Source organism: Gammaproteobacteria bacterium (genome assembly GCA_035279405.1).
Classification (GTDB): domain Bacteria; phylum Pseudomonadota; class Gammaproteobacteria; order Natronospirales; family REEB76; genus REEB76.
On sequence record DATEHU010000052.1, the window covers coordinates 15890 to 40370 of the forward strand.

At 60.8% G+C, this 24481-nt stretch carries 16 protein-coding genes; 12 read left to right on the forward strand and 4 right to left on the reverse strand.

Annotated elements, in window-relative coordinates; genetic code table 11:
• Nucleotides 1-143 precede the first annotated feature (143 nt).
• The 12 genes from metF to pstS all read left to right on the forward strand — a co-directional run bounded on the left by metF (nucleotide 144) and on the right by pstS (nucleotide 20454).
• A complete protein-coding gene (gene metF, locus VJR90_10935; protein ID HKV97983.1) occupies nucleotides 144-1067 on the forward strand; it encodes a methylenetetrahydrofolate reductase [NAD(P)H] in 924 nt (307 codons plus the stop codon).
• 5 nt (nucleotides 1068-1072) lie between these two features.
• Nucleotides 1073-4756, forward strand: coding sequence for a methionine synthase (metH, locus tag VJR90_10940; GenBank protein HKV97984.1), 3684 nt, complete (start codon nucleotides 1073-1075; stop codon nucleotides 4754-4756).
• Between the two features lie 188 nt (nucleotides 4757-4944).
• A complete protein-coding gene (locus tag VJR90_10945; GenBank protein HKV97985.1) occupies nucleotides 4945-5307 on the forward strand; it encodes a hypothetical protein in 363 nt (120 codons plus the stop codon).
• A 25-nt stretch (nucleotides 5308-5332) separates the two neighbouring features.
• Nucleotides 5333-5569 (forward strand): hypothetical protein, encoded by a 237-nt coding sequence (locus VJR90_10950; GenBank protein HKV97986.1) that lies wholly within the window; start codon nucleotides 5333-5335, stop codon nucleotides 5567-5569.
• Between the two features lie 280 nt (nucleotides 5570-5849).
• Nucleotides 5850-8522 (forward strand): pitrilysin family protein, encoded by a 2673-nt coding sequence (locus VJR90_10955; GenBank protein ID HKV97987.1) that lies wholly within the window; start codon nucleotides 5850-5852, stop codon nucleotides 8520-8522.
• 494 nt (nucleotides 8523-9016) lie between these two features.
• Complete coding sequence (gene mgtA / locus VJR90_10960; GenBank protein HKV97988.1) at nucleotides 9017-11740, forward strand: magnesium-translocating P-type ATPase; 2724 nt, start codon at nucleotides 9017-9019, stop codon at nucleotides 11738-11740.
• Nucleotides 11741-11859: 119 nt separating this feature from the next.
• Nucleotides 11860-13197 (forward strand): carbohydrate porin, encoded by a 1338-nt coding sequence (locus VJR90_10965; GenBank protein ID HKV97989.1) that lies wholly within the window; start codon nucleotides 11860-11862, stop codon nucleotides 13195-13197.
• A 210-nt stretch (nucleotides 13198-13407) separates the two neighbouring features.
• Nucleotides 13408-13752 carry a hypothetical protein gene (locus VJR90_10970; GenBank protein ID HKV97990.1) on the forward strand — a complete coding sequence of 115 codons (345 nt, stop codon included), beginning with the start codon at nucleotides 13408-13410 and terminating at the stop codon, nucleotides 13750-13752.
• A 107-nt stretch (nucleotides 13753-13859) separates the two neighbouring features.
• Complete coding sequence (locus tag VJR90_10975; GenBank protein ID HKV97991.1) at nucleotides 13860-16028, forward strand: TonB-dependent receptor; 2169 nt, start codon at nucleotides 13860-13862, stop codon at nucleotides 16026-16028.
• A gap of 881 nt (nucleotides 16029-16909) precedes the next feature.
• Nucleotides 16910-18070, forward strand: a complete 1161-nt coding sequence (locus tag VJR90_10980; protein HKV97992.1) for an FtsX-like permease family protein — start codon at nucleotides 16910-16912, stop codon at nucleotides 18068-18070.
• A 300-nt stretch (nucleotides 18071-18370) separates the two neighbouring features.
• On the forward strand, nucleotides 18371-19399 hold the full coding sequence (locus VJR90_10985) for a carbohydrate porin (GenBank protein ID HKV97993.1): 1029 nt from the start codon (nucleotides 18371-18373) through the stop codon (nucleotides 19397-19399).
• Nucleotides 19400-19440: 41 nt separating this feature from the next.
• Nucleotides 19441-20454 (forward strand): phosphate ABC transporter substrate-binding protein PstS, encoded by a 1014-nt coding sequence (gene pstS / locus VJR90_10990; protein ID HKV97994.1) that lies wholly within the window; start codon nucleotides 19441-19443, stop codon nucleotides 20452-20454.
• Between the two features lie 140 nt (nucleotides 20455-20594).
• On the opposite strand, the gene VJR90_10995 is transcribed toward pstS, so the two are convergent.
• From VJR90_10995 to VJR90_11010, 4 genes are all read right to left on the reverse strand, one after another.
• Nucleotides 20595-21410: a hypothetical protein gene (locus VJR90_10995; protein HKV97995.1), complete on the reverse strand. Its 816-nt coding sequence runs from the start codon at nucleotides 21408-21410 to the stop codon at nucleotides 20595-20597.
• An 84-nt stretch (nucleotides 21411-21494) separates the two neighbouring features.
• Complete coding sequence (locus VJR90_11000) at nucleotides 21495-22112, reverse strand: phosphatase PAP2 family protein (GenBank protein HKV97996.1); 618 nt, start codon at nucleotides 22110-22112, stop codon at nucleotides 21495-21497.
• On the reverse strand, nucleotides 22112-23530 hold the full coding sequence (locus VJR90_11005; GenBank protein ID HKV97997.1) for an ATP-binding protein: 1419 nt from the start codon (nucleotides 23528-23530) through the stop codon (nucleotides 22112-22114). Before VJR90_11005 ends, VJR90_11000 begins: the two co-directional genes overlap by 1 nt.
• A complete protein-coding gene (locus tag VJR90_11010; protein ID HKV97998.1) occupies nucleotides 23527-24207 on the reverse strand; it encodes a response regulator transcription factor in 681 nt (226 codons plus the stop codon). Before VJR90_11010 ends, VJR90_11005 begins: the two co-directional genes overlap by 4 nt.
• Nucleotides 24208-24481: the final 274 nt, after the last annotated feature.

Sequence of the window (24481 nt, forward strand, 5' to 3'; positions counted from 1 at the left end):
CGATTTGATACTCAGCTTGCGGGCGCCTTATAAATACGGCTAAAGCGGGGTCGCAAATGACCTGCTTGGCAAACGCTGAGCGGGTTTTTTTGTGTCCGTGATTGAGCGGGTGGGCGGAAGTCGGGCTTGACTGGCGTGCGCGCATGAACCAGCTATCTACCTCTTGGGATCGCCAGGCGTTCCCGGTGCCTCCGGCGGTCTCTTTTGAATTCTTTCCGCCGAACACTGAGCAGTTGCAACAGAAATTGTGGCAGGCATTCGAGCGCTTGGCGCCGCTCGCGCCGCGCTTCGTGTCGGTCACCTACGGCGCCGGGGGTTCGACCCGCGAGCGCACCCACGAAACCGTCGTCAGCATCCAGCGCGAGCTCGGCCTGGTGCCGGCGGCGCATCTCACCTGCGTGGGCTCCGATAAAACCGAAATTGAATCTATTGCGCATCGTTACTGGCAGGCTGGCATACGTCACATCGTGGCATTGCGCGGTGATCCGCCGGAAGGCGAGGGCAAATTTGCACCGCATCCACATGGTTATACCTGTGCCGCTGAATTGGTAGCCGGACTCAAGAAGATCGCTGATTTCGAAATCAGCGTGGCAGCCCATCCGGAAACCCATCCCGACGCAGTGTCGGCACAAGCCGATCTGGAAAATCTCAAGCGCAAGCAGGACGCCGGCGCGGCCCGCGGCATCACCCAGTTCTTCTTCGACGTGGAAGTGTTCCTGCGTTTCCGCGACAAGGCCGCCAAGGCCGGCGTCAGCATGCCGCTGGTGCCGGGCATTCTGCCGGTTACCAACTTCCGGCAGGTGCGCAAGTTCGCCGTGCGCTGCGGCGCGAGCGTACCGCCGGCGCTGGCGCGCCACTTCGAGGGACTGGATGACGACCCCGAAACCCGCATGCTCGTGGCGGCGCATGTGGCGGGCGAGCAGTGCCGCCGGCTGCAGGCCGAAGGGGTGCAGGAGTTTCATTTCTACACGCTCAACCGCGCGGAATTGACGCGCGCCATCTGTCATCTGCTCGGCATGCGTGCTGGGCAAGCTGTGGTGCAAAACCACAGCGCCTCCGGCGTCTGATGCCCATGTCCTGCCAGGAGCAGCTCGATACCCTGCTGGCCAAGCGCATTCTGCTGCTGGACGGCGCCATGGGCACCATGATCCAGACTTACAAGCTTTCAGAAGAGGAATTCCGCGGCACGCGCTTCAAGAACCATGCCCGCGACCTCCAGGGCAACAACGACCTGCTGGTGCTCACGCGACCGCGGGTGATCGAGGAAATTCATCAGGCCTACCTCGACGCAGGCGCCGACATCATCGAGACCAACACGTTCAATTCCACCGCCATCTCGCAGGCGGATTACGGCACGCAGGCGCTGGTCTACGAACTCAACTGCGAGGCCGCGCGGCTGGCACGCCGGCTGACGGAAAAAATGACGCGTGCCACACCGGAAAAGCCGCGCTTCGTGGCCGGCATTCTCGGTCCCACCAGCCGCACCGCGTCCATCTCGCCGGATGTCAACGATCCCGGGTTTCGCAATGTGAGTTTCGACGAACTGCGCGCCGCCTACGCGGAAGCCGTGCGCGGTCTGCTGGACGGCGGCGCCGAGTTGCTGATGGTGGAAACGGTGTTCGACACCCTGAACTGCAAGGCCGCGCTTTACGCCATCGAGGAACATTTTGAGCGTAGCGGCGCACGCGTGCCGGTGATGATTTCGGCCACCATCACCGACCTTTCCGGTCGCACGCTCTCCGGCCAGACGCCGGAAGCCTTCTGGAATTCGGTGCGCCACGTTAAGCCTTTCAGCATTGGCCTGAACTGTGCGCTCGGCGCCGAGCAGTTGCGGCCTTACGTGGAGGAATTGGCGCGCATCGCGGACTGCTATGTGAGTGCGCACCCCAATGCCGGCCTGCCGAACGCGTTTGGCGCTTATGACGAAACTCCGCAGCACATGGCCGGACTCATGGACGAATGGGCAGCGAGCGGACTGGTCAACATCGCCGGAGGCTGCTGCGGCACCACGCCCGACCACATCCGCGCGCTGGGCGAGGTCATCGGCCGGCAGGCGCCGCGGCAGGTGCCGGTGATCGAACCCGGGTGCCGGCTGAGCGGGCTGGAAGCGCTGAATATCGGCCCCGACAGCCTGTTCGTGAATGTGGGCGAGCGCACCAACGTCACCGGTTCAGCCAAATTCAAGAAACTGATTCTCGGCGGCGACTACGAAACCGCGCTGGATGTGGCCCGCGAGCAGGTGCAGAACGGCGCGCAGATGATTGACGTGAACATGGATGAAGGCTTACTGGACGGTGTGGCCGCGATGCAGCGCTTTTTACTGCTGGCCGCGTCGGAGCCTGACATCTGCAAGGTACCGGTGATGATTGATTCCTCACGCTGGGAAATCATCGAAACCGGCCTCAAGTGCCTGCAAGGCAAGTGCGTCATCAACTCCATCAGCCTGAAGGAGGGTGAGGCGCAGTTCCTGGAACAGGCGCGATTGGCGCACCGTTATGGTGCGGCCGTGGTGGTCATGGCCTTCGACGAGACCGGGCAGGCGGACACCCTTGAGCGGCGCGTCTCGATCTGCGAGCGCGTCTATACGCTGCTCACCGGGGAGGTTGGTTTCCCGGCGGAAGACATCATCTTTGATCCCAACATCTTTCCGGTTGGCACCGGCATCGAGGCGCATGCGAACTATGCCGTGGATTATTTCGCGGCCATAGAACAAATCAAGCAGAAGCTGCCGCAAGCGCTCGTGAGTGGCGGCGTCAGCAACGTGTCGTTTTCCTTCCGCGGCAACCATACGGTGCGCGAGGCGATGCACAGTGCTTTTCTGTACCACGCGATCCGCGCCGGCATGGATATGGGCATCGTCAACGCCGGCCAGTTGGCGGTGTACGAGGACATCCCGAAAGACCTTCTGGAACACGTGGAGGATGTGCTGCTCAACCGGCGTGCGGACGCGGCCGAGCACATGGTGCAGTTTGCCGGGACTCTGCAACAGGGCGGAAAAAAGCCGGAGACGGATCAGGCCTGGCGCCAGTTACCGGTGCGCGAGCGCCTGTCGCACGCCCTGGTGCAGGGCATCACCGATTACATCGAGGCCGATACCGAGGAAGCACGCAAGCAGGCCAAACGGCCGCTGGATGTCATCGAAGGCCCGCTCATGGACGGCATGAACGTGGTGGGGGACCTGTTCGGCAGCGGCAAGATGTTCCTGCCGCAGGTGGTGAAGTCCGCACGCGTCATGAAGAAAGCCGTGGCCTGGCTCACACCTTATATAGAAGCGGAGAAGGATGCGAACGCCCGCTCCAAGGGCAAGATCATCCTGGCCACGGTCAAGGGCGACGTGCACGACATCGGCAAGAACATCGTGGGCGTGGTGCTGCAGTGCAACAACTACGAGGTGATTGACCTCGGAGTGATGGTGCCGGCACAGAAGATTCTTGAGACCGCGCGCAAAGAGAAAGCCGACATCATCGGTGTTTCGGGACTGATCACACCGTCGCTGGAGGAAATGACGCATGTGGCGAAAGAGATGCAGCGCGAGAATTTCAGCCTGCCGCTGCTCATCGGCGGCGCTACCACCTCGCGCACCCACACGGCGGTCAAGATCGCGCCCAATTATTCCGGCTCCGTGACCTATGTAAAGGACGCCTCGCGCGCGGTGGGTGTGGCGGCGAGCCTCCTGGGCGAGGGCCGGCGGGCGTTTGTGGACTCCATTCAGCAGGAATACGCGCAAGTGCGCGCCCAACATGCGGGGCGCGAGGATCACACCCAATGGCTGACGCTGGAGCAGGCGCGCGCCAATCGCACAAGCATCGAGTGGCGCGGCTATGTGCCGCCCAGACCGCGCGGATTGGGCGTGGAAGTCTTCAACGATTATTCCCTGGACGACATCCGCCGCTACATAGATTGGACTCCGTTCTTTCATGTCTGGCAGTTGAAGGCGAGCTATCCGCGGATTCTGGAAGACCCGGAAAAGGGCGAGGCTGCACGCAAGCTCTACGCTGACGCCAACCAGATGCTGGATCGCATGGTCGCGGAGAGATGGCTGCGTGCCAGCGCCGTGTACGGATTGTTCGCCGCCAACGCGGTCAATGGCGATGATGTGAGGGTATTCCGCGACGCCAACCGCGAGCGGGAATTGATCACCTTTCATTTCCTGCGCCAGCAGCAGCAGAAGCCGCCCGGTAAACCCAATCAGTGCCTGGTGGATTTTGTTGCGCACCGCGATACCGGGCTGGAGGATTATTTCGGCGCCTTCGCGGTCACGGCCGGTCTCGGCATCGAGCCGCATCTCAAACGGTTCACGGCCGACCACGACGATTACAGCGCCATCCTGCTGAAGTCATTGGCCGATCGTTTGGCGGAAGCCTTCGCGGAACTGCTACATGCACGCGTGCGCCGGGAATTCTGGGGCTACGCCGCGGATGAGCAACTCGACAACGACGGTTTGATTCAGGAGCAATACAAGGGCATCCGCCCCGCGCCCGGTTATCCCGCTTGTCCCGAGCACACCGAAAAAGCCGGCATCTGGCAGCTGCTGGACGTGGAACGGCGCAGCGGTATCAAGATCACCGAACATTACGCCATGTGGCCGGCGGCGGCGGTCAGCGGATTTTATTTCTCGCATCCCGACTCCCGCTATTTTGCCGTCGGCAAGATCAACCGCGACCAAGTCAGCGACTATGCGCAACGCAAAGGCATGGATTTGGAAACCGCGGAACGCTGGCTGGCGCCAAATCTCGGATATACGCCTGCGGAATAAGAAAGCAGCGGGCGATGATCCTCGTGCCCCGCGGGCAGAGGGGTGGCGCCAACGGCCGATGAACGCCGGGTTTACCGCCGGCCTGTCTTTTTTTTCCTTCGGCCGCCGTCAACCCATACCCGGCAGGCCCGTTTTCGCACCCAAGGCCGGGAAACCCCGCCGACATCAACCTTGAGGAGATTGAGACCATGAAACTGACAACTGCACTCGTTGCCGGCACGCTGCTGGCCCTGTCTGCCAGCCCGCTGGTGTTTGCCCAGCAGACCCCGAGCGCGGCTCCGGCCGTGACCCCGGCTCCGGCGACCACACCCCAGCAGAAAGAAACCCGCAAGATCCACCGGGACAACCGCGACATCCGCGCGGACAAGCGCGACGTGCGCCAGGATCAGCGCCAGGTCAACAAGGACGTGAGCCAGGGCAAGTTCAAGAAAGCCCAGGCCCAGGAAAAGGACATGCGCCAGGACAAGAAGGACATCCGTCAAGACAAGAAAAACCGCCGTCATCTGCGCCACGAGCGCCACAAGCAGAATCACCCAGGTCATCGCGGGTAATCTGACTTAAGAGACCCTCGCGGTCATGACCGCCGTCATCACACCGGGCAAGCGTAGTCGGCTGCCGGTGCTGGTGACGGCGGTTTTATTTTGTCTGCTGCTGGGCAGCGTGCGTGCGTCCACCGATGCGCAGGCACTGCATGTGCTGAACCGGCTGGCATTCGGCCCCGCACCCGGCGAGGTGCAGCGCGTGGCGGCCATGGGCGCTGATCAATGCATGCAGCAGCAACCGGACCCTGATCCCATTCTTTGGCACGCTTGAGATTCAGCCACTGCTTGTTGCACTCGATACATTCAACCGCCGCATCGCAAGACCAAGCGGGTGGTTTGACCCTTGATCTCTACATCAGTGATGGTGCAGTGCTGACGGCAGCGCGGGATCGAGTGCGGCCTGCCTATTTTTGCGCGCGGATGCGGCGTACAAACTACAATTGGGGCAGCCTTCCATTGCGTTGGATTCTCGCTTGTGAGCCTTGTCTGAAAGCAGGATAATCCTGCGGCCCGCCACCCGGCGGTGCCCCCCTGAATCTCGGAGGACTCCCATGTCGCGCCATGTGATACGCAGTCTTTTCCTGTTCCTGTTGCTCTCTCTTGGCCTGTCGCACGCAGTTTTCGCCAAGGCTGGCAATGTGGACGTAGCGCGCGCCACGCTCAAGAATGGCCTGCGCGTGGTGATCGTGAGGAATAACCTGGCGCCGGTAGTGACCACCGAGATGAACTATCTGGTGGGTTCCAACGAGGCGCCGGCCGGTTTTCCCGGCACCGCGCACGCGGTCGAACACATGATGTTCCGCGGCGGACCCGGGCTGTCCAAAGACCAACTGGCGGAAATCAGCGCCGCCTTGGGCGGCGATTTCAACGCCGATACCACCCAGACCGTCACCCAGTATTACTTCACGGTGCCCGCCGACGACGTGGACGTGGCGCTGCACATCGCGGCGGCGCGCATGCGCGGCGTGGACATGAGCCAGGCCGAGTGGGCAAAAGAACGCGGCGCCATCGAGCAGGAAGTGGCGCGTGACATGTCCAACCCGCAATACATGATGTTCAAGCAGATGCAGGCCGCGCTGTTCAAGGGCACGCCCTATGAGCATGACGCGCTGGGTACGCGCCCATCCTTCGACAAGACCAGCGCCGCCATGCTCAAGCAGTTCCACAGCACCTGGTATGTGCCCAACAACGCGATTTTCGTGATCGTGGGCGACGTGGACCCGGCCAAGGTGATGACGCAGGTCAAGAGCCTGTTCGGCGGCATTCCTGCCCGGAAACTGCCGCAACGCCCGGCGGTGAATCTGGGGCCGGTGCAGGCGCAAACCCTGCAGCTGCCCACCGACCTGCCGTATGGCCTGGTAGTGTTTTCCTACCGTTTCCCGGGATTGCACGCCAAGGATTACGCCGCCAGCCAGATTCTCGGTGATGTACTCGCCAGCAAGCGCGGCAGCCTGTACGCGCTGGTGCCGCAAGGCAAGGCCCTGTATGCGGGCTTCATCGGCGGGATCACTTTCCCGCAAACCGGCATGGGGCTGGGCTTCGGGATATTCCCCAAAGGCGCGGATTCGGCTGCGCTCATGCAGGACATGCAGAACGTGCTCACGGATAGCGTGAAGAGCGGCGTGTCCGCGGATCTGGTGCAAGCCGCCAAACGCCAGGAAATCGCGCAACTCGAGTTCCAGAAGAATTCCGTGGCTGGACTCGCCAACGCCTGGTCGCAGGCACTGGCGTTCCAGGGTTTGCAGTCGCCGGATGAAATGCAGGCGGCGTATGAGGCGGTGACGGTGGCGGATGTGAATCGCGTGGCCAAGGAGTATTTGAACTCGGGTCAATCCATCAGCGCCGTCCTCACGCCGGAAAGCTCTGGCAAGCCGGTAGCTTCCAAGGGTTTCGGTGGCGCGGAATCCTTCAGTGCCGCACCTGAAAAGGCCGTGACCTTGCCCAAGTGGGCGCAGACCGCGCTCGCGCGTCTCAATCTGCCGAAATCCACCTTGCATCCGACCGAAATCACTCTGGCAAACGGCGTCAAGCTGATCGTGCAGCCCACGGACGTGAGCGACACCGTGAGCGTGTACGGCCGGATAAAGAACCAGCCGGAGTTGCAGCAACCCCACGGCCAGGATGGGGTCGGCGATGTGCTCAACGGCCTGTTCGAATACGGCACCACGACGCTGGACCGCGTGGCTTTCCAGACAGCGCTGGATGACATTGCCGCGCAGGAAACCGCCGGCACCGAGTTCTCGGTGCAGGCGCCGGCCGTGCATTTCGAGCGTGCCGTGCAACTGCTGGCTGACAACGAACTGCATCCTGCGCTGCCGGCGCAGGCGTTCCAGATCGTGCAGATGCAGACTGCGCGCCTCACGGCCGGACAACTGGAAAGCCCGGATTACCTGTTCCAGCGTGCCATCACCAAGGCGCTGGTGCCGGCGGACGATCCGAGCTTGCGTGAAGCCACGCCGCAATCCGTCATGGGGCTGACGCTGGATCAGGTGCAGGCCTATTACGCACAGGCGTTCCGCCCGGACCTCACCAGTATCGTTGTGGTGGGCAAGGTCACGCCGCAAGAAGCCAAGGCGGTCATCGAAAAGTACTTCGGCGGCTGGAAAGCCAGCGGACCGAAACCGGATACCACGCTGGCGGCGATTCCGGCCAACAAGACCTCGAGCGCGGTGGTGCCGGACAGGACCAGCGTGCAGGACACTGTGACTCTGTCGCAGACGCTCGGCGTGAACCTGTTCAGCCCCGACCGCTACGCACTGGCACTCGGCAATCAGGTACTGGGGCAGGGTTTTTACGCCTCGCGCCTGTACCGCGACCTGCGCGAGAAAACCGGTCTGGTGTACAACGTGAGTTCAGTGTTCCATCTCACCCAGACTCGCGGCGTGTTCCAGGTGACCTACGGCTGCGATCCGGACAAGGTGAATCAGGCGCGCGACCTGGTGATCCGCGACTTGATGCAGATGCAAAGCGCGCCGGTCACGGAGGTGGAGTTGCGCCGCGCCAAGGCACTCGCCCTGCGCAGCATCCCGCTGCGGCAATCCAGCGTGGACAGCATCGGTGAAAGCCTGTTGGGCTACTCGCTGGACGGTCTGCCACTGGATGAGCCGATGATTGCGGCCCGGCACTACCTGCAGCTTACAGCGGAGCAGGTGCAGGCGGCATATAGACACTGGCTGCGACCGGATGGGCTGGCGGAAGTCGTGAAGGGGCCGACGCCGAAGTAAGAAGTGAGGGGTGGGGTGAGGCGTGAGGAGTAAGGGAGAACAAAGATGCAAAACGCCGGCTGTGAGCCGGCGTTTTCTTTTTGATGTCGGCTTGGAACTTTTAGAGGAAGTTTTTCCAAAAACTGTGCAAAAATCCGTTGACACCCTGAAGACCGGGGTCTAGCATCCGCGCCGGTTTGGTCATTGGAGGCGCCCGAATGGGCAGTTGCGGTAGTCACTGTAAACACATGACCGTCTGACGGTCGCGCTTCCCCGCCGCATTTCGCATTTCCGCGTGGGCGCGTGCCGTCAGGCACACGGAGTATCCATGCGGACCACGCCAGTATCCGGAATTACAGCAGCCGACAGGTTATGCCAGCGTACACCTGCGCATGGCGTTGGCTTGCCTGTCAGTCGCTGCACGGTTTATGGGCGCGGCCGCCCGGTGGCCGAAGACAATTCCCGCGTGGAACGTCGGTCTTTGGGGCGGACACGCCCGGATGTGCAGTAAGGTCATGGAACGCAAAGTGGGCAATACCCTGTTGAATGCCTTCAGCCCGGGGCGCGGTGCCCGCGCCGGCCGGGAGAACCTGTCCGTGCAGGTGCATGCGCGCCTGGTTGAGGTCTGCAGCCGGGGTGCGCAGGAGGCGCTCGACAAATTCCGCACCAGCATTCAGGGCCTGACCGTCCCCGAGGCCGCCGAACGTCTCGAACAATATGGCCAGAATACGGTGGCGCGGGAAAAGAAGAAGCACGGGCTGACGCAACTGTTCATCCGTTTGCGCAATCCCCTGAATGTGTTGCTGATCATCCTGTCGGTAATGTCGCTGGTAACGGGTGATACCACCGGCGCCGGCATCATCGCCCTGATGGTGGTGGTGGCCGTGGCGCTCGCCTGGATTCAGGAAGCGCGCTCCAGCCGTGCAGCGGAGAAGCTGCATGCCATGGTCAAGACCACGGCCACGGTGCTGCGCCAGGAACTTGTGGAGGACGCAATTCCCGTTCCAGACGATGCACGCGGAGACGCGGCCGGTCCACCCGAATTGCTGTTCAGGCCGGCGCGCAAGCAGGTGCCATTGGATGAACTGGTGCCGGGCGATCTGGTGCAGCTTTCCGCCGGTGACATGGTTCCCGCGGACGTGCGCTTGCTGTCGGCCAAGGATTTATTCGTCAACCAATCGGCGCTCACCGGCGAGTCCCTGCCCGTGGAAAAGTTCGCCGCCGCCGTCGAGAACGCCGGCAGCAACGCACTGGAGTTGAACAACCTGTGTTTCATGGGCACCAACGTGGTCAGCGGTACTGCGATCGCACTGGTGGTGACCACCGGCACCCAGACGTATTTCGGTGCGCTTGCCGATACGCTGGTGCGGGAGCGCATACAGACCAGCTTCGACCGCGGCGTGCAGCGTTTCACCTGGCTCATGATCCGTTTCATGCTGGTCATGGTGCCATTGGTGTTCGTGATCAATGGACTGTTCAAGCATGACTGGGTGGAGTCGCTGATGTTCGCGCTCTCGGTGGCCGTGGGCCTGACGCCGGAGATGTTGCCGGTGATCGTCACCATGAATCTCGCCAAGGGCGCGCTCGCCATGTCGCGCAAGAAGGTGATCGTCAAGCGCCTGCATTCCATCCAGAACTTCGGCGCCATAGACATTCTGTGCACCGACAAGACCGGAACGCTCACCCAGGACAAGGTGTTCCTGGAAAAGCACGTGGACCTGAACGGCAACGACAACGAACAGGTGCTGGAGCTGGCGTTCCTCAACAGCTATTACCAGTCCGGTCTGCGCAACCTGCTGGATGTGGCGGTGCTGGAGAAGGTCGAGATGTACGCCGACCTGCATCCCGAGCGCAACTACCGCAAGGTGGACGAAATTCCCTTCGATTTCCAGCGCCGTCGCATGTCGGTGGTGGTGGAAGAGCAGCACCAGCGGCATCTGTTGATCTGCAAGGGGGCGGTGGAGGAGATCTTCAACATCTGTTCGCATGCCGAGGTGGAAGGTCATCGCAAGCCGCTGGTGCCGGAAGATCTGACGCACCTTCAAGAGGTGACCCGGGCGCTCAATCAGGATGGCTTCCGGGTGATCGCGGTGGCTTTCAAGGAAATCATCGAGCCCAGGCGCACCTATGCGGTCGCCGACGAACAGGACATGGTGCTCATCGGCTACATCGCGTTCCTCGATCCGCCCAAGGAATCCGCCGCTGAGGCCATCGCCAAGCTGCGCGCACACGGCATCAAGGTGAAGGTGTTGACCGGCGACAACGACGCCGTCACCCGCAAGATCTGCTCGCAGGTGGGCCTGGAGGTGGAACACATCGTGTTGGGTGGCGACATCGAAAAAATGAGCGATGAGGCGCTCGCCGACGTGGCCGAAGGCGCAGCGGTATTCGCCAAGCTTTCGCCCGAACAGAAAGCCCGCGTGATCCGCGCGCTGCACAGCCGCCAGCACGTGGTCGGCTTCCTGGGTGACGGCATCAATGATGGTCCGGCGCTCAAGACCGCGGATGTCGGCATTTCAGTGGATACCGCGGTGGATATCGCCAAGGAATCCGCCGACATCATCCTGCTGGAAAAGAGTCTGATGGTGCTGGAGGAGGGCGTCCTCGAGGGCCGCAAGGTGTTTGGCAACATCATCAAGTACATCAAGATGGGTGCTAGCTCGAATTTCGGCAACATGTTCAGCGTGCTGGGTGCGAGCATCTTTCTGCCGTTCCTGCCGATGGCGCCGATCCAGATCCTGGTGAATAATCTGTTATACGATTTTTCCCAGACGGCGATTCCCACCGACAATGTGGATCCGGAGTACCTGGGCCAGCCGCGCAAGTGGGACCTGAAGAACATCGGCTGGTACATGGTGGTCATCGGTCCGCTCAGTTCGGTGTTCGACTACATCACCTTCGGCATTTTGATTTTATTCTTCGGCGGCTGGCACAACGCACCGCTTTTTCAGACCGGCTGGTTCATCGAGTCGTTGCTCACCCAGACACTCATCGTGCACGTGATCCGCACCGCCAAGGTACCGTTCATTCAGAGCTGGCCGAGCTGGTCGCTGCTCGGCACCACGACGCTGATTTGCCTGATCGGCATCTGGCTGCCGTTCAGTTTCTTTGCCCACGGGTTCCAGATGGTGCCGGTGCCGGTGTCGTTCCTGCTGCTCATGCCGCTCATCATGATGGGTTACATCGCGCTTACCCAGTGGGCCAAGGGACGACTGGTGCGGCGCTTTGGCTTGAATTAAGAGGTGAGGCGTGAGGCGTGAGGCGTGAGGCGTGAGGAAGGTAGGATGCGCTGGCGTACCGGATCTTGCACCGTCAGGCACATTGTTTTTGCTATGCGGGACAGCGGCCGGAAGTGCGCATGAATGTCCTCAAAACGACGCTTTGGATTGCTCCGCTGCTGTGCGGCGTGCTGAGCAATACGACCATGGCGAATAACGAGGTTGCATCGCTCTGGATTCCGCAACTGTTGGGCGCCCAGTACACCGGCGTCCGCCAGCATCTGTATCCCTTCGGCGCCGCCTACTCGGGGCCACTGAGCCTCACGCCCAACGGCGACACTCAGACCAGTCAGACTTTCGGCGTCTACTTCGGCATGCAGATGCCCGCGCACCTGCAAGCCTACTTGGACATGGAAATGTTCAAGGGCGCGGGTATCGGTAACGGCACGGGGCTTGCCGGCATCACCAACGGCGACGTGGTGCGCGCCGGCGGCGGCCTGCCCAAGACTCCTTACGTGGCGCGTGCCTATCTGCAGTACACGCTGCCACTCAGTGACGAAGCGGCGCACGTGAACCGGGCGATGGATCAGTTGCCGGGCGCAGTCCCTGACGGCAGCTTCATGGTTAAACTCGGCAAGCTATCGGTGGCGGACGACTTCGATCAAAACCGTTACGCCAACACTACCCGTACCCAGTTCGAGAATTGGGCGCTCATCAACGACGCCGCCTGGGATTACGCCGCCGACACCCGCGGCTACACCGACGGTCTGGTGCTGGCTTGGGAAGAGCCCGTGTGGGCGCTGAAGTTCGGCGTGTACCGCATGCCGGAACGCGCCAATCAGGAGGCGCTGGAATGGCCCATCACGCGGGCGCACGGCGAAAACCTGGAACTGGATCTGCTGCCCGATGCTTCCGGTACGGTAGTCCGGCTGCTCGCGTACAGCAATGTGGCACGCATGGGCATCTACAGCGACGCCATCGCCATTGCCGAGATCAATCAGGCCCAGCCGGATATCGTGGCCGATGACGCGGAAGGTCGGGTGAAGCACGGTTTCGCCCTGAATCTGGAACAGCCGCTGGCGGACCACGGCGACACCGGCTTGTTCCTGCGTCTCGGCTGGAACGACGGCCGCACGGAATCCTTCGTCTATACGGAAGCCGACCGCGCCGCCAGTGCGGGCGTGCAGGTGTCTGGCGTGCATTGGGGCCGCGCAGCGGACCGTCTGGGTTTCGCCGTGGCGTACAACGCCTTATCCTCGGAGCACAAGCAGTATCTCGCAGCCGGCGGCTGCGGCTTCGTGCTCTGCGACGGCGCCCTCAATTACGGCTATGAGAAGATCGTGGAGTTCTACTACCGTATCCAGGCGGGCAGGTATGTCCAGATCAGCCCGGACATCCAGTTCATCAGCAACCTAGGGTATAACCGCGACCGCGGGCCGGCGCGCGTCATCGGCCTGCGCCTGCACGCCAGTTACTAGGCATCATGTTTGTCTCGTCGTCATTCCGGCGAAGGCCGGAATCCAGATTATTAAAATGCCTGGACCCCTGGTTTCACAGGGGTGACGAATAATTATGGCTTCCGCAAATACGGTTTGGCTGGGCTTGACAGCCATGTTAGGCTGCCAACATAACTTACGAAGCCTAGCAGTCGGATCATTCATCACGAACGCACAGATTTGTTCTGACGCATGACCACTACCCAGCAAACAACCCGCAATCTCTATCCTGCTCTCCGGCGGACGCGCTGGCGCCGCTGGCTGGTGATCGCCGCGCTGGTGTGCGTGGTCGGCATATATTCCATCGAGCTGACGCACGACCACAAAACCACGGCAGCGGAGCTGGCCTGTCCCGTGTGCCATGTCTTGGCGCATGGCGCACCGAATCTGCTCAAGGCCAATCTTACGCCGCTGGTGAGGTTTGCCGGCTGGTATCGCCATATCCTGCCGCGCCTGGATTTTTCAGCCGTTTCCCTTCGCTTCAACCTCAAACCCCAGCCCCGCGCCCCGCCCATCGTCGCTCCTTCTCTGGTTTGAACAGGGCCGCTTGAGCGGCCAGCCGCACGCCTTTGATGCGACTGAACCTATTGATCTGGCCGGATGCGTCTGTTTGACGCACCACTCCGGCACTCAAGGAGCACAAGATGAAACGCTTTTTTTCGACGCTGCCAGTATTGGCGGGCGCTTTGTTTGTCATGGTCCAAAGCCATGCGGCGGAAACCGCAAGCACCCAACCCGCACCCGCCGCAACGCTGTCCCCGGTGGCCGCTACCACCGGGAAAGCGGCGAGCGTTGCCGAAACCGTCCATCTCGGCATGGTGCAGGTGCAGGGCGAACGTCTCAACGTGGCGCGCGACACCCTCAATCCGGCAACCGGCACCAGCAGCTACCATTTCGACGTGCAATCCATCGCGGCGCTGCCGCAGGGCTACAACGCGCCCCTGCAGCAAGTGCTGCTGCAGGCGCCGGGCGTGGCCCAGGATTCCTTCGGCCAGTTGCACGTGCGCGGCGACCACGCCGACATCCAGTACCGCATCAACGGCGTGATCCTGCCGGAACCCATCAGCGGTTTCGGCGACACTCTCGGCACGCGCTTCATCAGCAAGATTGACTTCCTGACCGGGGCGCTGCCGGCGCAGTACGGCTACCGCACCGCCGGCATCGTCAACATCACCACCAACGACGGCTTGCCGCAGAGCGGCGGTACCGTGGACCTGTACGGCGGCAGCCACGGGACCCTCCAACCGAGCGTGGATTACGGCGCCGTCGCCGGTAAGCTGGATTACTACGTGACCGGCAGCTATCTGCAAAGCGACCTCGGTATCGAGTCGCCCACGCCGTCCAATCCGATCCACGACCGCACCGAGCAAAATAGAGCTTTCGGTTATGCCTCGTATCTGCTCAATTCGGATCTGCGGCTGAGCGTCATTGCCGGCCATGCGCTCGGCAATTTTCAGATTCCCAATAATCCTGACCAGCAGCCGGCCTATCAACTGCAGGGCGTGAGCAGCTATCCCTCGGCCAATCTCAACGAGACGCAGCGGGAACTGAATGACTACGGCATCGTTTCGTTGCAGGGCATCCGTGGCGCGCTCAATTATCAGGTATCGCTGTTCAGCCGGTATTCCAGCATTGAATATCATCCCGATCCGATCGGCGACCTGATCTACAACGGTGTGGCCGCCGAGGTGTTCCGCCGCAACATTGCCACCGGCCTTCAGGAAGACACCAGTTACGCGCTCAACGACCGGCACACGCTGCGCTGGGGCCTGTTCGTGGATCAAGAGCGCACCGCCAGCAACAACAACTCGGCGGTGTTCCCGGCCGATGCCGCAGGCAATCAGACGAGCGATGTGCCGTTCACCATCGCGGACAACACCGACAAGAACGGCGAACTGTACGGCGCCTACCTGCAGGACCAGTGGCAGGCCAGCGAACGCTTCACCCTCAATTACGGTCTGCGCTACGACATCTCCAACGGCTACGTGCGCGAGGCTCAGTTGAGCCCGCGGCTCAATTTCGTGTACCGGCTGAGTGAAGCCACCAGCCTGCACGGCGGCTACTCACGCTATTTCACGCCGCCCACGCTCGAGTTGATCGCACCGCGCGACATCGCGTTGTTCCAGAACACCACCAATGCGCTGCCCAGCAACGCCAACACCGAGGTGCGCGCTGAGCGCGACAATTACTACGATGTGGGCGTGAGCCATGCGCTCACATCAAAATGGCAGGTGGGCGTGGACGGTTACTACAAGGACGCGCGCAATCTGCTGGATGAGGGCCAGTTCGGCCAGGCGCTGGTGTTTTCACCTTTCAACTATGCCCGCGGCCGTATCTGGGGCGTGGAATTCACCACCAGCTACCAGGATGAAAACCTGTCGTCCTATTTCAATGTCGCTTACAGCCGCGCGCTCGGCAACCAGGTGGTCTCAGGTCAGTACAACTTTGATGCGGCCGAACTTGCCTACATCAGCAACCACTTCGTGCATCTGGATCACGACCAGACCTGGACCGCCTCGGGCGGCGCGGCTTACCGCTGGGCCGGCACGCGCTACGGTCTCGATGCCATCTTTGGCAGCGGCTTGCGCACGGATTTCGCCAACACCGGGAGCCTGCCGTCCTACGCGCAGTTCGACGCCAGCGCCAGCCGCAATTTCAGTCTTCCGGGCGTGGGTGACCTGACCGCGCGCTTCGTGATCGTCAACCTATTTGACCGGGTTTATGAAATCCGCAACGGCACCGGCATCGGTGTGGGTGCGCCGCAGTACGGTCCGCGGCGCGGGTTTTTCCTGGGCCTGACCAAGTCGTTCTGATTTTTCTCATCGTTATGCGGACCGCCAAGGCGGCGATTGCAACGCAATGGTGGCTCTAGCCGCGAAGTCGCTTGCCTCGTTCTCCCTTGATGGGAGAGAGCTCATCGCAGAGCGATGAGCGGGCTGTCAGGGATGACGGCCCAGGGTTTTCAGGCGATGCAGGAATGCATAGCCTGAAAAGTGACAAATCGCGGCTGAAGCCGCTCCTACAATTTGCCCGTTCTTGGCCTGCGTGCTGCTCAGAAGCTCATGTGCTGGCCCAGGTAAATGCCATTGCGGTGCGCGCATATTCCGTGTGCGGGAGGGCGCGACTTTCCGCGGCGCACACTGCGATGTTTGTGCGTTTTCGCGACGCCGCTCTGTGCACGCTTGCGAATCCTTCGCAACTGGGCAAGTACTAAGACTTCGGTATATCTTTTCCGGACAATCGTCATATCACTCGGGCAAACACTGTAAGTACAAACACTTGGCCGACAACGTCCATTCCCAAATCGTCAGGGAAGTCCTCGCGTGGGCGCACGTCGAGTTCTGCATACCAAGCGCTCTGCGCGTGTGTGCTAAGCTTCCATGCGCGGGCTGCACGGCCCAAACTACAGTGTGGAACTTGATGTCCGGGTGGTGCTGCAGCTTGGCATTTTTGGCAGGGTGAGTGAGCTTACTGCCCGTGGCCGGGGTCGCGGACGCAAGTGGGGAGAATCGGGATGGCGGCGTGCCATTGCGCCCAGGCAAATGCTTGCATTTGAGCACCAGCATTGGGGCCGGGAAACCAGCGCGCGGCTTGCCCCGAGTTGCCGGGCCGGGCCGCATTCCAATCCGGGCGGCAAAGCCGCCGGCAATCAGGCAAGGGTAACCCAGGGCGTGCCAAGAGGGGACTTCAGGGCGTGAACGCTTTTACCATCATCTGGGCGGCGATCAAACGCAGCAAGGGCCGCTCGATTTTCACCTGGTTGTCAGTAGTCGGGGCGTTCATTCTGTTCGGGGTCCTGGCGGCGGTGCGCTACGGCATGCTCGGCCAGTTGAATATCATCAACGCGGAGCGCCTGGTTACCAACAATCTGGTTACTCGGGGCAATCCCATGCCCGTGAGCTATTACGACAAGATCATCACCGTGCCGGGCGTGAAAGCCGCGATTTACTTTGAGGGTCTGCAGGGTTATTTCAAGGATCAGAAGCAGACGTTCGCAATTCTGTTTACCAATGTGCACAGCGTCATGCGGGTGTTTCCAGAATTTACGGTGGATTCCGGCCGCGTTCAGACCTGGCTTGGTGACCGACAAGGGGCCATTGCGGGACCGGCGTTGGCAAAGCGCATGGGATGGACTGTGGGTGAGACCATTCCGGTGAAATCGCAGGTTGCACAAACGGACGGCAGTACCACATGGTATTTCCACCTGGACGGTATTTACCAGACCAATTTACCGTCGGCCTATCAGGAGTTTTTCATCGGTCATTACCAGTATTTCAACCAGAGCGTGGCCGATCCACGCCTGCATGACGTGGTATTCCGTTACTTCGAACGCATTGATGATCCACGCAACGCCACACGCATTTCCAACGCCATAGATGCGCAATTTGCGAATTCCTCACCGCAGACCCTGACGCAACCGGAAACTCAGGAAGTCGTCAGCCTGATACGGCAATTCGGCAATATCAGCGCGATGGTCGTGTACGTGGGCATTGCGGTGTTCTTCACGTTGCTGCTGATTGTCAGCAACGCGCAGGCTCAGTCGGTGCGCGAACGGGTCAGCGAATTCGCGCTGTTGAGGGCCGTGGGTTTCAAGCCCGGCCGGATCATGCGGCTGGTCATCAGCGAGTCGCTGCTGCTGTTGGTTTCCGGCGCCATTGTGGGATTGTTCCTGAGCTGGCTGGTCACGCATGCGCTGTATCCGCTGGTGGGGAATTTTCTGGGCACCTTCGAACTGACCTGGCGTGCGACCGGTGCGGGCGTGATTCTGGCCATCGTGTTTGGGGTGCTGGCGGCGCTGGTGCCGGGGTGGGCGCTTATGCGTCTGCGCGTTGCGGAGGCCCTGAGAAAATCCTGACGGCGCTCCTGTTGCCCGCGGCTTCCCGCCAGTCTCGGCGGCTGGTCGCATTACTTTGCTGCAGGATTGGCTGTCCTGTTTTATTTAATCTGGGCACTTCTAACTCCTGCGACCGGAGCTGCACGTTCAAAATACGGCGCATCCAACCAAGAGCGTTGGGTCCTCCGGCCCCGCTGTCACACAAATTTAATGCAGCTGTCATATCCGCGTCATCTTGCACCCGTAATCTTGCGCCGCGTCAGGCCTGTCACGGTCTGACGTGAGGCACAACCAAAGAATTTCCTGAAGGAGAGGAACCATATGCGCGAGATTTACGGGATTTTGGTCTTGTTAATGGGGATTGTGCTGTTCCTGGGGCAGGCACGGGCCGACAACGTGCCCGGCAGCACCACCTTGAGCGGCACGCTGTTTACCGATTGGACTTACCTCAATCAGCAACAGAACGGCGCCGACACCGGCGCTACAGGCTACGGCATTGATGTCAAGCGTTTCTATCTGGGTGTGGATCATGGTTTCGACGACATCTGGTCGGCAAACTTGACCACCGACTTCAATTACCTGAAGTCGGACGGTGAGACCCAGTTGTTCGTCAAGAAAGCCTTTGTGCAGGCAAAACTCAGTCAGGCCGCGGCGTTCCGCCTGGGCTCGGCCGACATGCCGTGGATTCCGTTCGACGAGAGCATTTATGGCTACCGATTCGTGGAGAACACCTTGATTGACCGGCTGCATTTCGGCAACTCCGCCGATTGGGGCGTGCATTTCCTGGGCAGCAACGGCTGGAGCAACTACGCCGTGTCGCTGGTCAACGGCGGCGGCTACAAAAACCCCAGCCGCAGCAAGAGCATGGACTGGGAAGGGCGGTGGGCGTTCTACCCGGTAAGCGGATTAGTGATTGCGATAGGCGGCTATACCGGTGACCTGGGCCAAAATACCGCCACCACGCCGGCTCTGCATACCGCCACCCGCCAGGATGCCCTGATTGCGTACAAGACGGCGGTAGTTACCTTGGGGGCGGAGTATTTTCACGCCAGCAATTTCACCCCTGCGGCGATCACCACCAACGCGACCGATTCAGCCAGCGGCTATTCGCTGTTCGGCTCGGTGCAAATCGCCGCAAACGGTACCGCGCTGTTTGCGCGCTACGACAACGCTGACCCCAGCAAGGACCTGGATCCTTCGAAGAAGGACAAGTACTACAACGCCGGTATCTCGTTTCCGGCCAACCGCAACATCACCTGGGCCGTAGTCTATAAATATGAGGACCTCGCCGATAACACCACGGACCTCAAGAACCGGGAAATTGGCCTGTGGGCGCAGATCAAGTTCTGATTTCTCTCAATTCATTTGGAGTAGCGCAGATGTATAAACTCATGAAGCTAATTGCAGTTTTGTTGACAGTCGCCGGTGCCGGAGCGATGGCGCCGAGTTCCTGGGCCGGAAATAGCCTCACAGGTGCCGGCAGCACCTGGGTGTACCCGCTGATAGCCAAGTGGGCCACAGCTTACGCCCAGCAAACCGGCATTCAGGTCAACTATCAGCCGATCGGCTCCGGCGCCGGCATCGCCCAGATCAAGGCCGGGATCGTGGACTTCGGCGCCAGCGACATGCCGCTCAAACCCGAGGAGCTGACCGCCGCGCACCTGATCCAGTTCCCGACCGCGATTGCCGGTGAGGACATGGTAGTGAACCTGCCGGGCATCAAACCGGGTGAACTGATCCTGAGTGGCGCGGTGATCGCGGACATTTATCTCGGCAAGATCAAAAAGTGGAACGCCCCTGCGGTTCAAGCGCTCAATAAGGGTATGACGCTGCCCGACATGGACATTACAGTTGTGCATCGGGCCGACGGTTCTGGCACCACGTTCACCTTCGCCAATTACCTGTCCAAGATCAGTCCGGAATGGGCGGCGAAAATCGGTGCCGACACGTCCCTGAACTGGCCAGTAGGGGTGGGCGGCAAGGGCAATGCGGGCGTCGCCGCTTATGTGCAGCGCATCCGTGGCGCCATCGGTTATGTGGAATACGCTTATATTCTTGAGAACCACCTGACCTACGTGCGCATGTACAACCGCGACGGCAAACTGGTCAGCCCCAGCCTCAAGGGATTCCAGGCCGCCGCCGCGCACGTGGATTTCACCAAGGCCAGGGATTTTTACGTGATCCTCACCGATCAGCCCGGCGCGGATACCTGGCCGATCTCGGGCTGTACCTGGCAGATTCTGCGCACCGACGCTTCCAGGGTCACGAACCAGGCGGTCACGCGCTTCTTCCTGTGGGGTTTCGAGCATGGTCAGGCGATGGCGGAGTCCATCGCGTTTGGACCGCTGCCCGCCAGCACGATGCATGCTATCAAAGTCTATTGGAGGAAGAACCTGGGTATCTGATCAGTGTTTCAGATTGGAACGACAGGGACGTTGTTCCGCTGATTTGTAGAAGTGTCGCAAGAAACCTCATGCAACCCGACTTGGGGCTAAGCGGGTGGAAGAAACTGGAACCACGCCACTTCTTGGTTGCGTAAAATCGTTCACTTGCTTTCCAGCGCATTCATTAAATCCGCCATGGCGTGATCCGTGGATATTTGCAGCAACTGGTCTTGTGTGACAGCGTTCATGTGCCAGACGTTGGCCCAATGCCAGTCGGCCAGACCGGTTTCGCTGTCATGCCACAGCACTTTGCCGGTTTTACCGTCCACCAGGTCCGCCTCAATGCGCACTGGTCGTGACAGGCGGTTGAGCAGCCAGAAACCGGCGTAACCCTCGCTGAATTCCTCGATGCTTTCCTGGGCGAGATACGGCGCGACGAGCACCTGCGTTGCCGTATGCACGTACAACCAAGCGCCGATGGCCAGTGTTGTCACCACCTCAAAGCCGACATAGGCGCCTTTCCAGCTTTGCGGCGTCTGGCCGTAATCGGTGACCTGCACCAGCAGGTAGGCATCGGCCGGATGCGTCGCCTGTAAAGCGGCAAGATCCGCGGAACTGACGGGTTGGCCGATGGCGAGGTCCTGCGCATCGTCAAGCGACGTGACTGTCGCAGAGGTGAGCGGGGTATCTGTGGCATGCGTCAGGGCCTGTTGTAATGCGCCATCTACTAACTGCGCCACATGCTGTCGGTCGGCCGCCAACGTTTTGGCAGGGATTTTTTCTTTAGTCCCGGCATGGAACAAGCGACGCAGCGAAGCATCGGTCACACTTGGAGGGAGTTCGAGTACCTGCAAGCGGGCAGCAGGATGCAGAATCGCGACTGCCGGGGCCACGGGCTGCGCGGCGCAACCGACCAGCATGGCAAGCGCGCCGGCGCAGGCGCCGCCACGCCTTAGAACTCTCAGTGTGCCAGTCATGATCAGCGCATGTTCAACACGCGATGGACGGTCGAGGTTTCCGTATCCGCGTCATCTTGATACTTTGTTTGAATGGTCAGGCATCTAGAACGTCACGCGCAGGCCGACGTAAATCCCGTGCGGCATGACACCCAGGATAAGCGGCGTTTGCCGGTCGTGCGCATAGATGCCCCAGAGCGTGCCCACGGCCCAGCCGGCGAGCACATCGGTCTGCCAGTGGCCTTGCGTCTTCATGCGAGCCACCGCGTCGTAGGCGGGCAGGGCTTCCAACGCCCATACCCAAGGATGTTCCTGCTGGTATTCGAGAATAAACGGGGTGACAAAGCTCGCCTGCAGAGCCACTTCGCCGCTCGGAAAGCTCTGGCCGCCCTTGAACCATTCGTTGGGATTGTCGGTCTGTGAAGGCCGCTCACGGCCGAAGGCGTATTTCATGCCTTGCACGGTGAGCGCAGTGAAGGCCGAAGAGTCAATGGATTGCCAGAAAGTTTTGCCGAGCTGATTCTGGCCGCCGAGCCAGAGCGCACCGCCCAGTTCCGTAAGGATCACGCCGTCTTCCAGCAGCAACTGGTTGTGCCTCGCCCAGATGCCTGAATTGTCGTAGGGCAGGCGGTGGTCTATGCCAAGCGGCCCGCCGGCGGCGTCGGCGTTGAATGCCAGGCTCGCAAAAATCAGAAGCAACAGGCCTGACAACAGTGACCGCATCAACCCGCCTGTCCCTGGAAAATCAGACTGACACGCAGTCCGGGTTGATTATCTTCCATTTTGAGCATAGCACCGTGGTGTTCAGCTACGGCTTTCACCAGCGACAAACCGAGTCCGTTGCCGGGCTGACTGCGGCTGGCGTCGAGGCGCACGAAACGCTGCAGGGCTTTCTCGCGTAATTCTGGCGGGATGCCTGGCCCGGTATCCATAATTGTGATCACAGGTTGGGTAGTGTTTGTCGCAAGACTGAGCGTGATACGTCCATCAGCCGGTGTGTACTTGATGGCGTTGTCCAGCAGGTTGCCGATGGCCTGGGCAATCAGTTGACGGTTGCCTTGCACTGACTCGGCACTGCTGATATCCGTGGTAAAGCGCAGATGTTTTTCTTCAGCCAGCGGTTCGTACAGCTCGGCGGCGTCACGACACACCGCCGTCAGATCCACGTCGTTCCAGTCGCGGCGCGTGCCGGATTCGATTTGGGCGATGCTGAGAATCGCATTCAGAGTAGCGACGATAGTGTCGGTTTCCTCGATGGCTTTTTGCAGTGCTTCTTTTTGTCGCCCCAGATCATTGCCCTTCATCAATGCCATTTCCGCGCGGCCACGCAGGCGGGTGAGCGGGCTGCGCAAATCGTGCGCCACATTTTCGGTCACCTCGCGAGTGCTTTTCATGAGCTGCTCGATACGCTCTAGCATGGCGTTGAGTTTGGCAGCGAGTGCGTCGAATTCATCCTCGCCGTGCTCCTCGGGAATGCGCTGCGACAGATCTCCGGCCATGATGGTGTCGGCGGTGCGTGTCACGTTCTGCAAACGCCGCAGAACTCCGCGGCCAACCAGCACTCCACCCAGCATGCCAACGATTAGCACCAAAATGACTGCTGCAACCGTGAGCGCGAGTATGGTGTTGCGCAGCTCGGTCAACTCATCCAGTGACTGGCCCACTAGCAGGTGATAGCCGCCGGGCAGCGCGAGCGCCACGGCGCGCATTCCAAAGTGGTGATGTTCGGCGTCAAGTTCAAGCTGGTTCGCGGGCGCGCGTAGCCGCAAGGTGGCCCAGACTTCGTTCCGAGTGGCGATCCTTTTCGGCCAATATGACAACGAACCTGCAAGAGGCCGAAAGTTTGCGTCAGTCAACAAATACTGGCGCGGACCGGCGTCGCCGGTGTCGCTGGCGGCGAGACCCTTGGTACTGCTGAGCGCGGCAATGGTTTCGCGCAGGCCGGCGATGCCTTTGAGTGCGTACAGCCGTGTGAGCGCGGTGCTTTCGGCGCGCAGGCCGGCGTCAATCTGGGTGTTGAGTTGCGAGATCGTGACCCAGTAGATGATGGCGAAGCACACCACGGTGAGTAGACACACGAAGCCGGTATAGCGCAGCGCCAGACGGAAGACGGTGGTATGGGCCAGTCGAATCCGATTCACGGCGTCGGGGCGTGCAGGCAGTAACCGGTGCCACGCACCGTGTGGATCAGCGGCTGCGCGGAATGCTTGTCTATTTTGGTGCGCAGCCGGCTCATGTGCACATCAATCACGTTGGTCTGCGGATCGAAGTGATAGCCCCAGACCTGTTCCAGCAGCATGGCACGCGTCAGCGTTTGACCGGCGTGCAGCATCAGGTACTCGAGCAGGCGGAATTCGCGCGCCTGCAGATCTACGTGCTGGCCGGCACGCGTGACGTTGCGCGTGAGCCGGTTCATTTCAAGATCCGCGACCCTGAGCCGCATCTCGCCGGCCGGGGCACTGCGGCGTCGCACGATGGCTTCAATCCTAGCCAGCAATTCGGCAAACGCAAACGGCTTGGCGAGATAGTCATCACCACCGTTCTGCAGACCGGTAACCCGGTCGTCCACGTCCGCGAGCGCTGTCAGAAACAACACCGGTGTGCCGTTGCCTTCAGCGCGCAGTTTCCTGACCAGGCTCAAGCCATCCAGGCCCGGCAGCATGCGATCCACGATCAGCGCGTCGTAACTGGATGTTTGCGCGCGCTTCAGGCCGTCCGGACCGGTGGCCGCGTGTTCCACCACGTAGCTGCTTTCCTGCAAACCCTTCACCAGATAGGCGGCGGTTTCCAGATCGTCTTCGATAACCAGTAGGCGCATGCACACAGCATAGGGCAAATCAGCGTCCATCAGCCACCCGGACAACCACAAGATTAACAAGTGTTAATTTCCAAACCGGCCTGGCGCCTGCCAGTAAAACTTAAAATGGCGTCGCCCGCCCGGTTGGCGGAATGACATCCTTGGACGCCGATGATTCGCTGGCCTGAAAACCGGTTGGGGTTTGTATGTGTGCTGTCAGCCTGTCTAGGGGGATGCGCCCTGTATCACGCCCGGCCCCTTCCGCAACGACCTGATTTGACAGCCCGACTTGAGC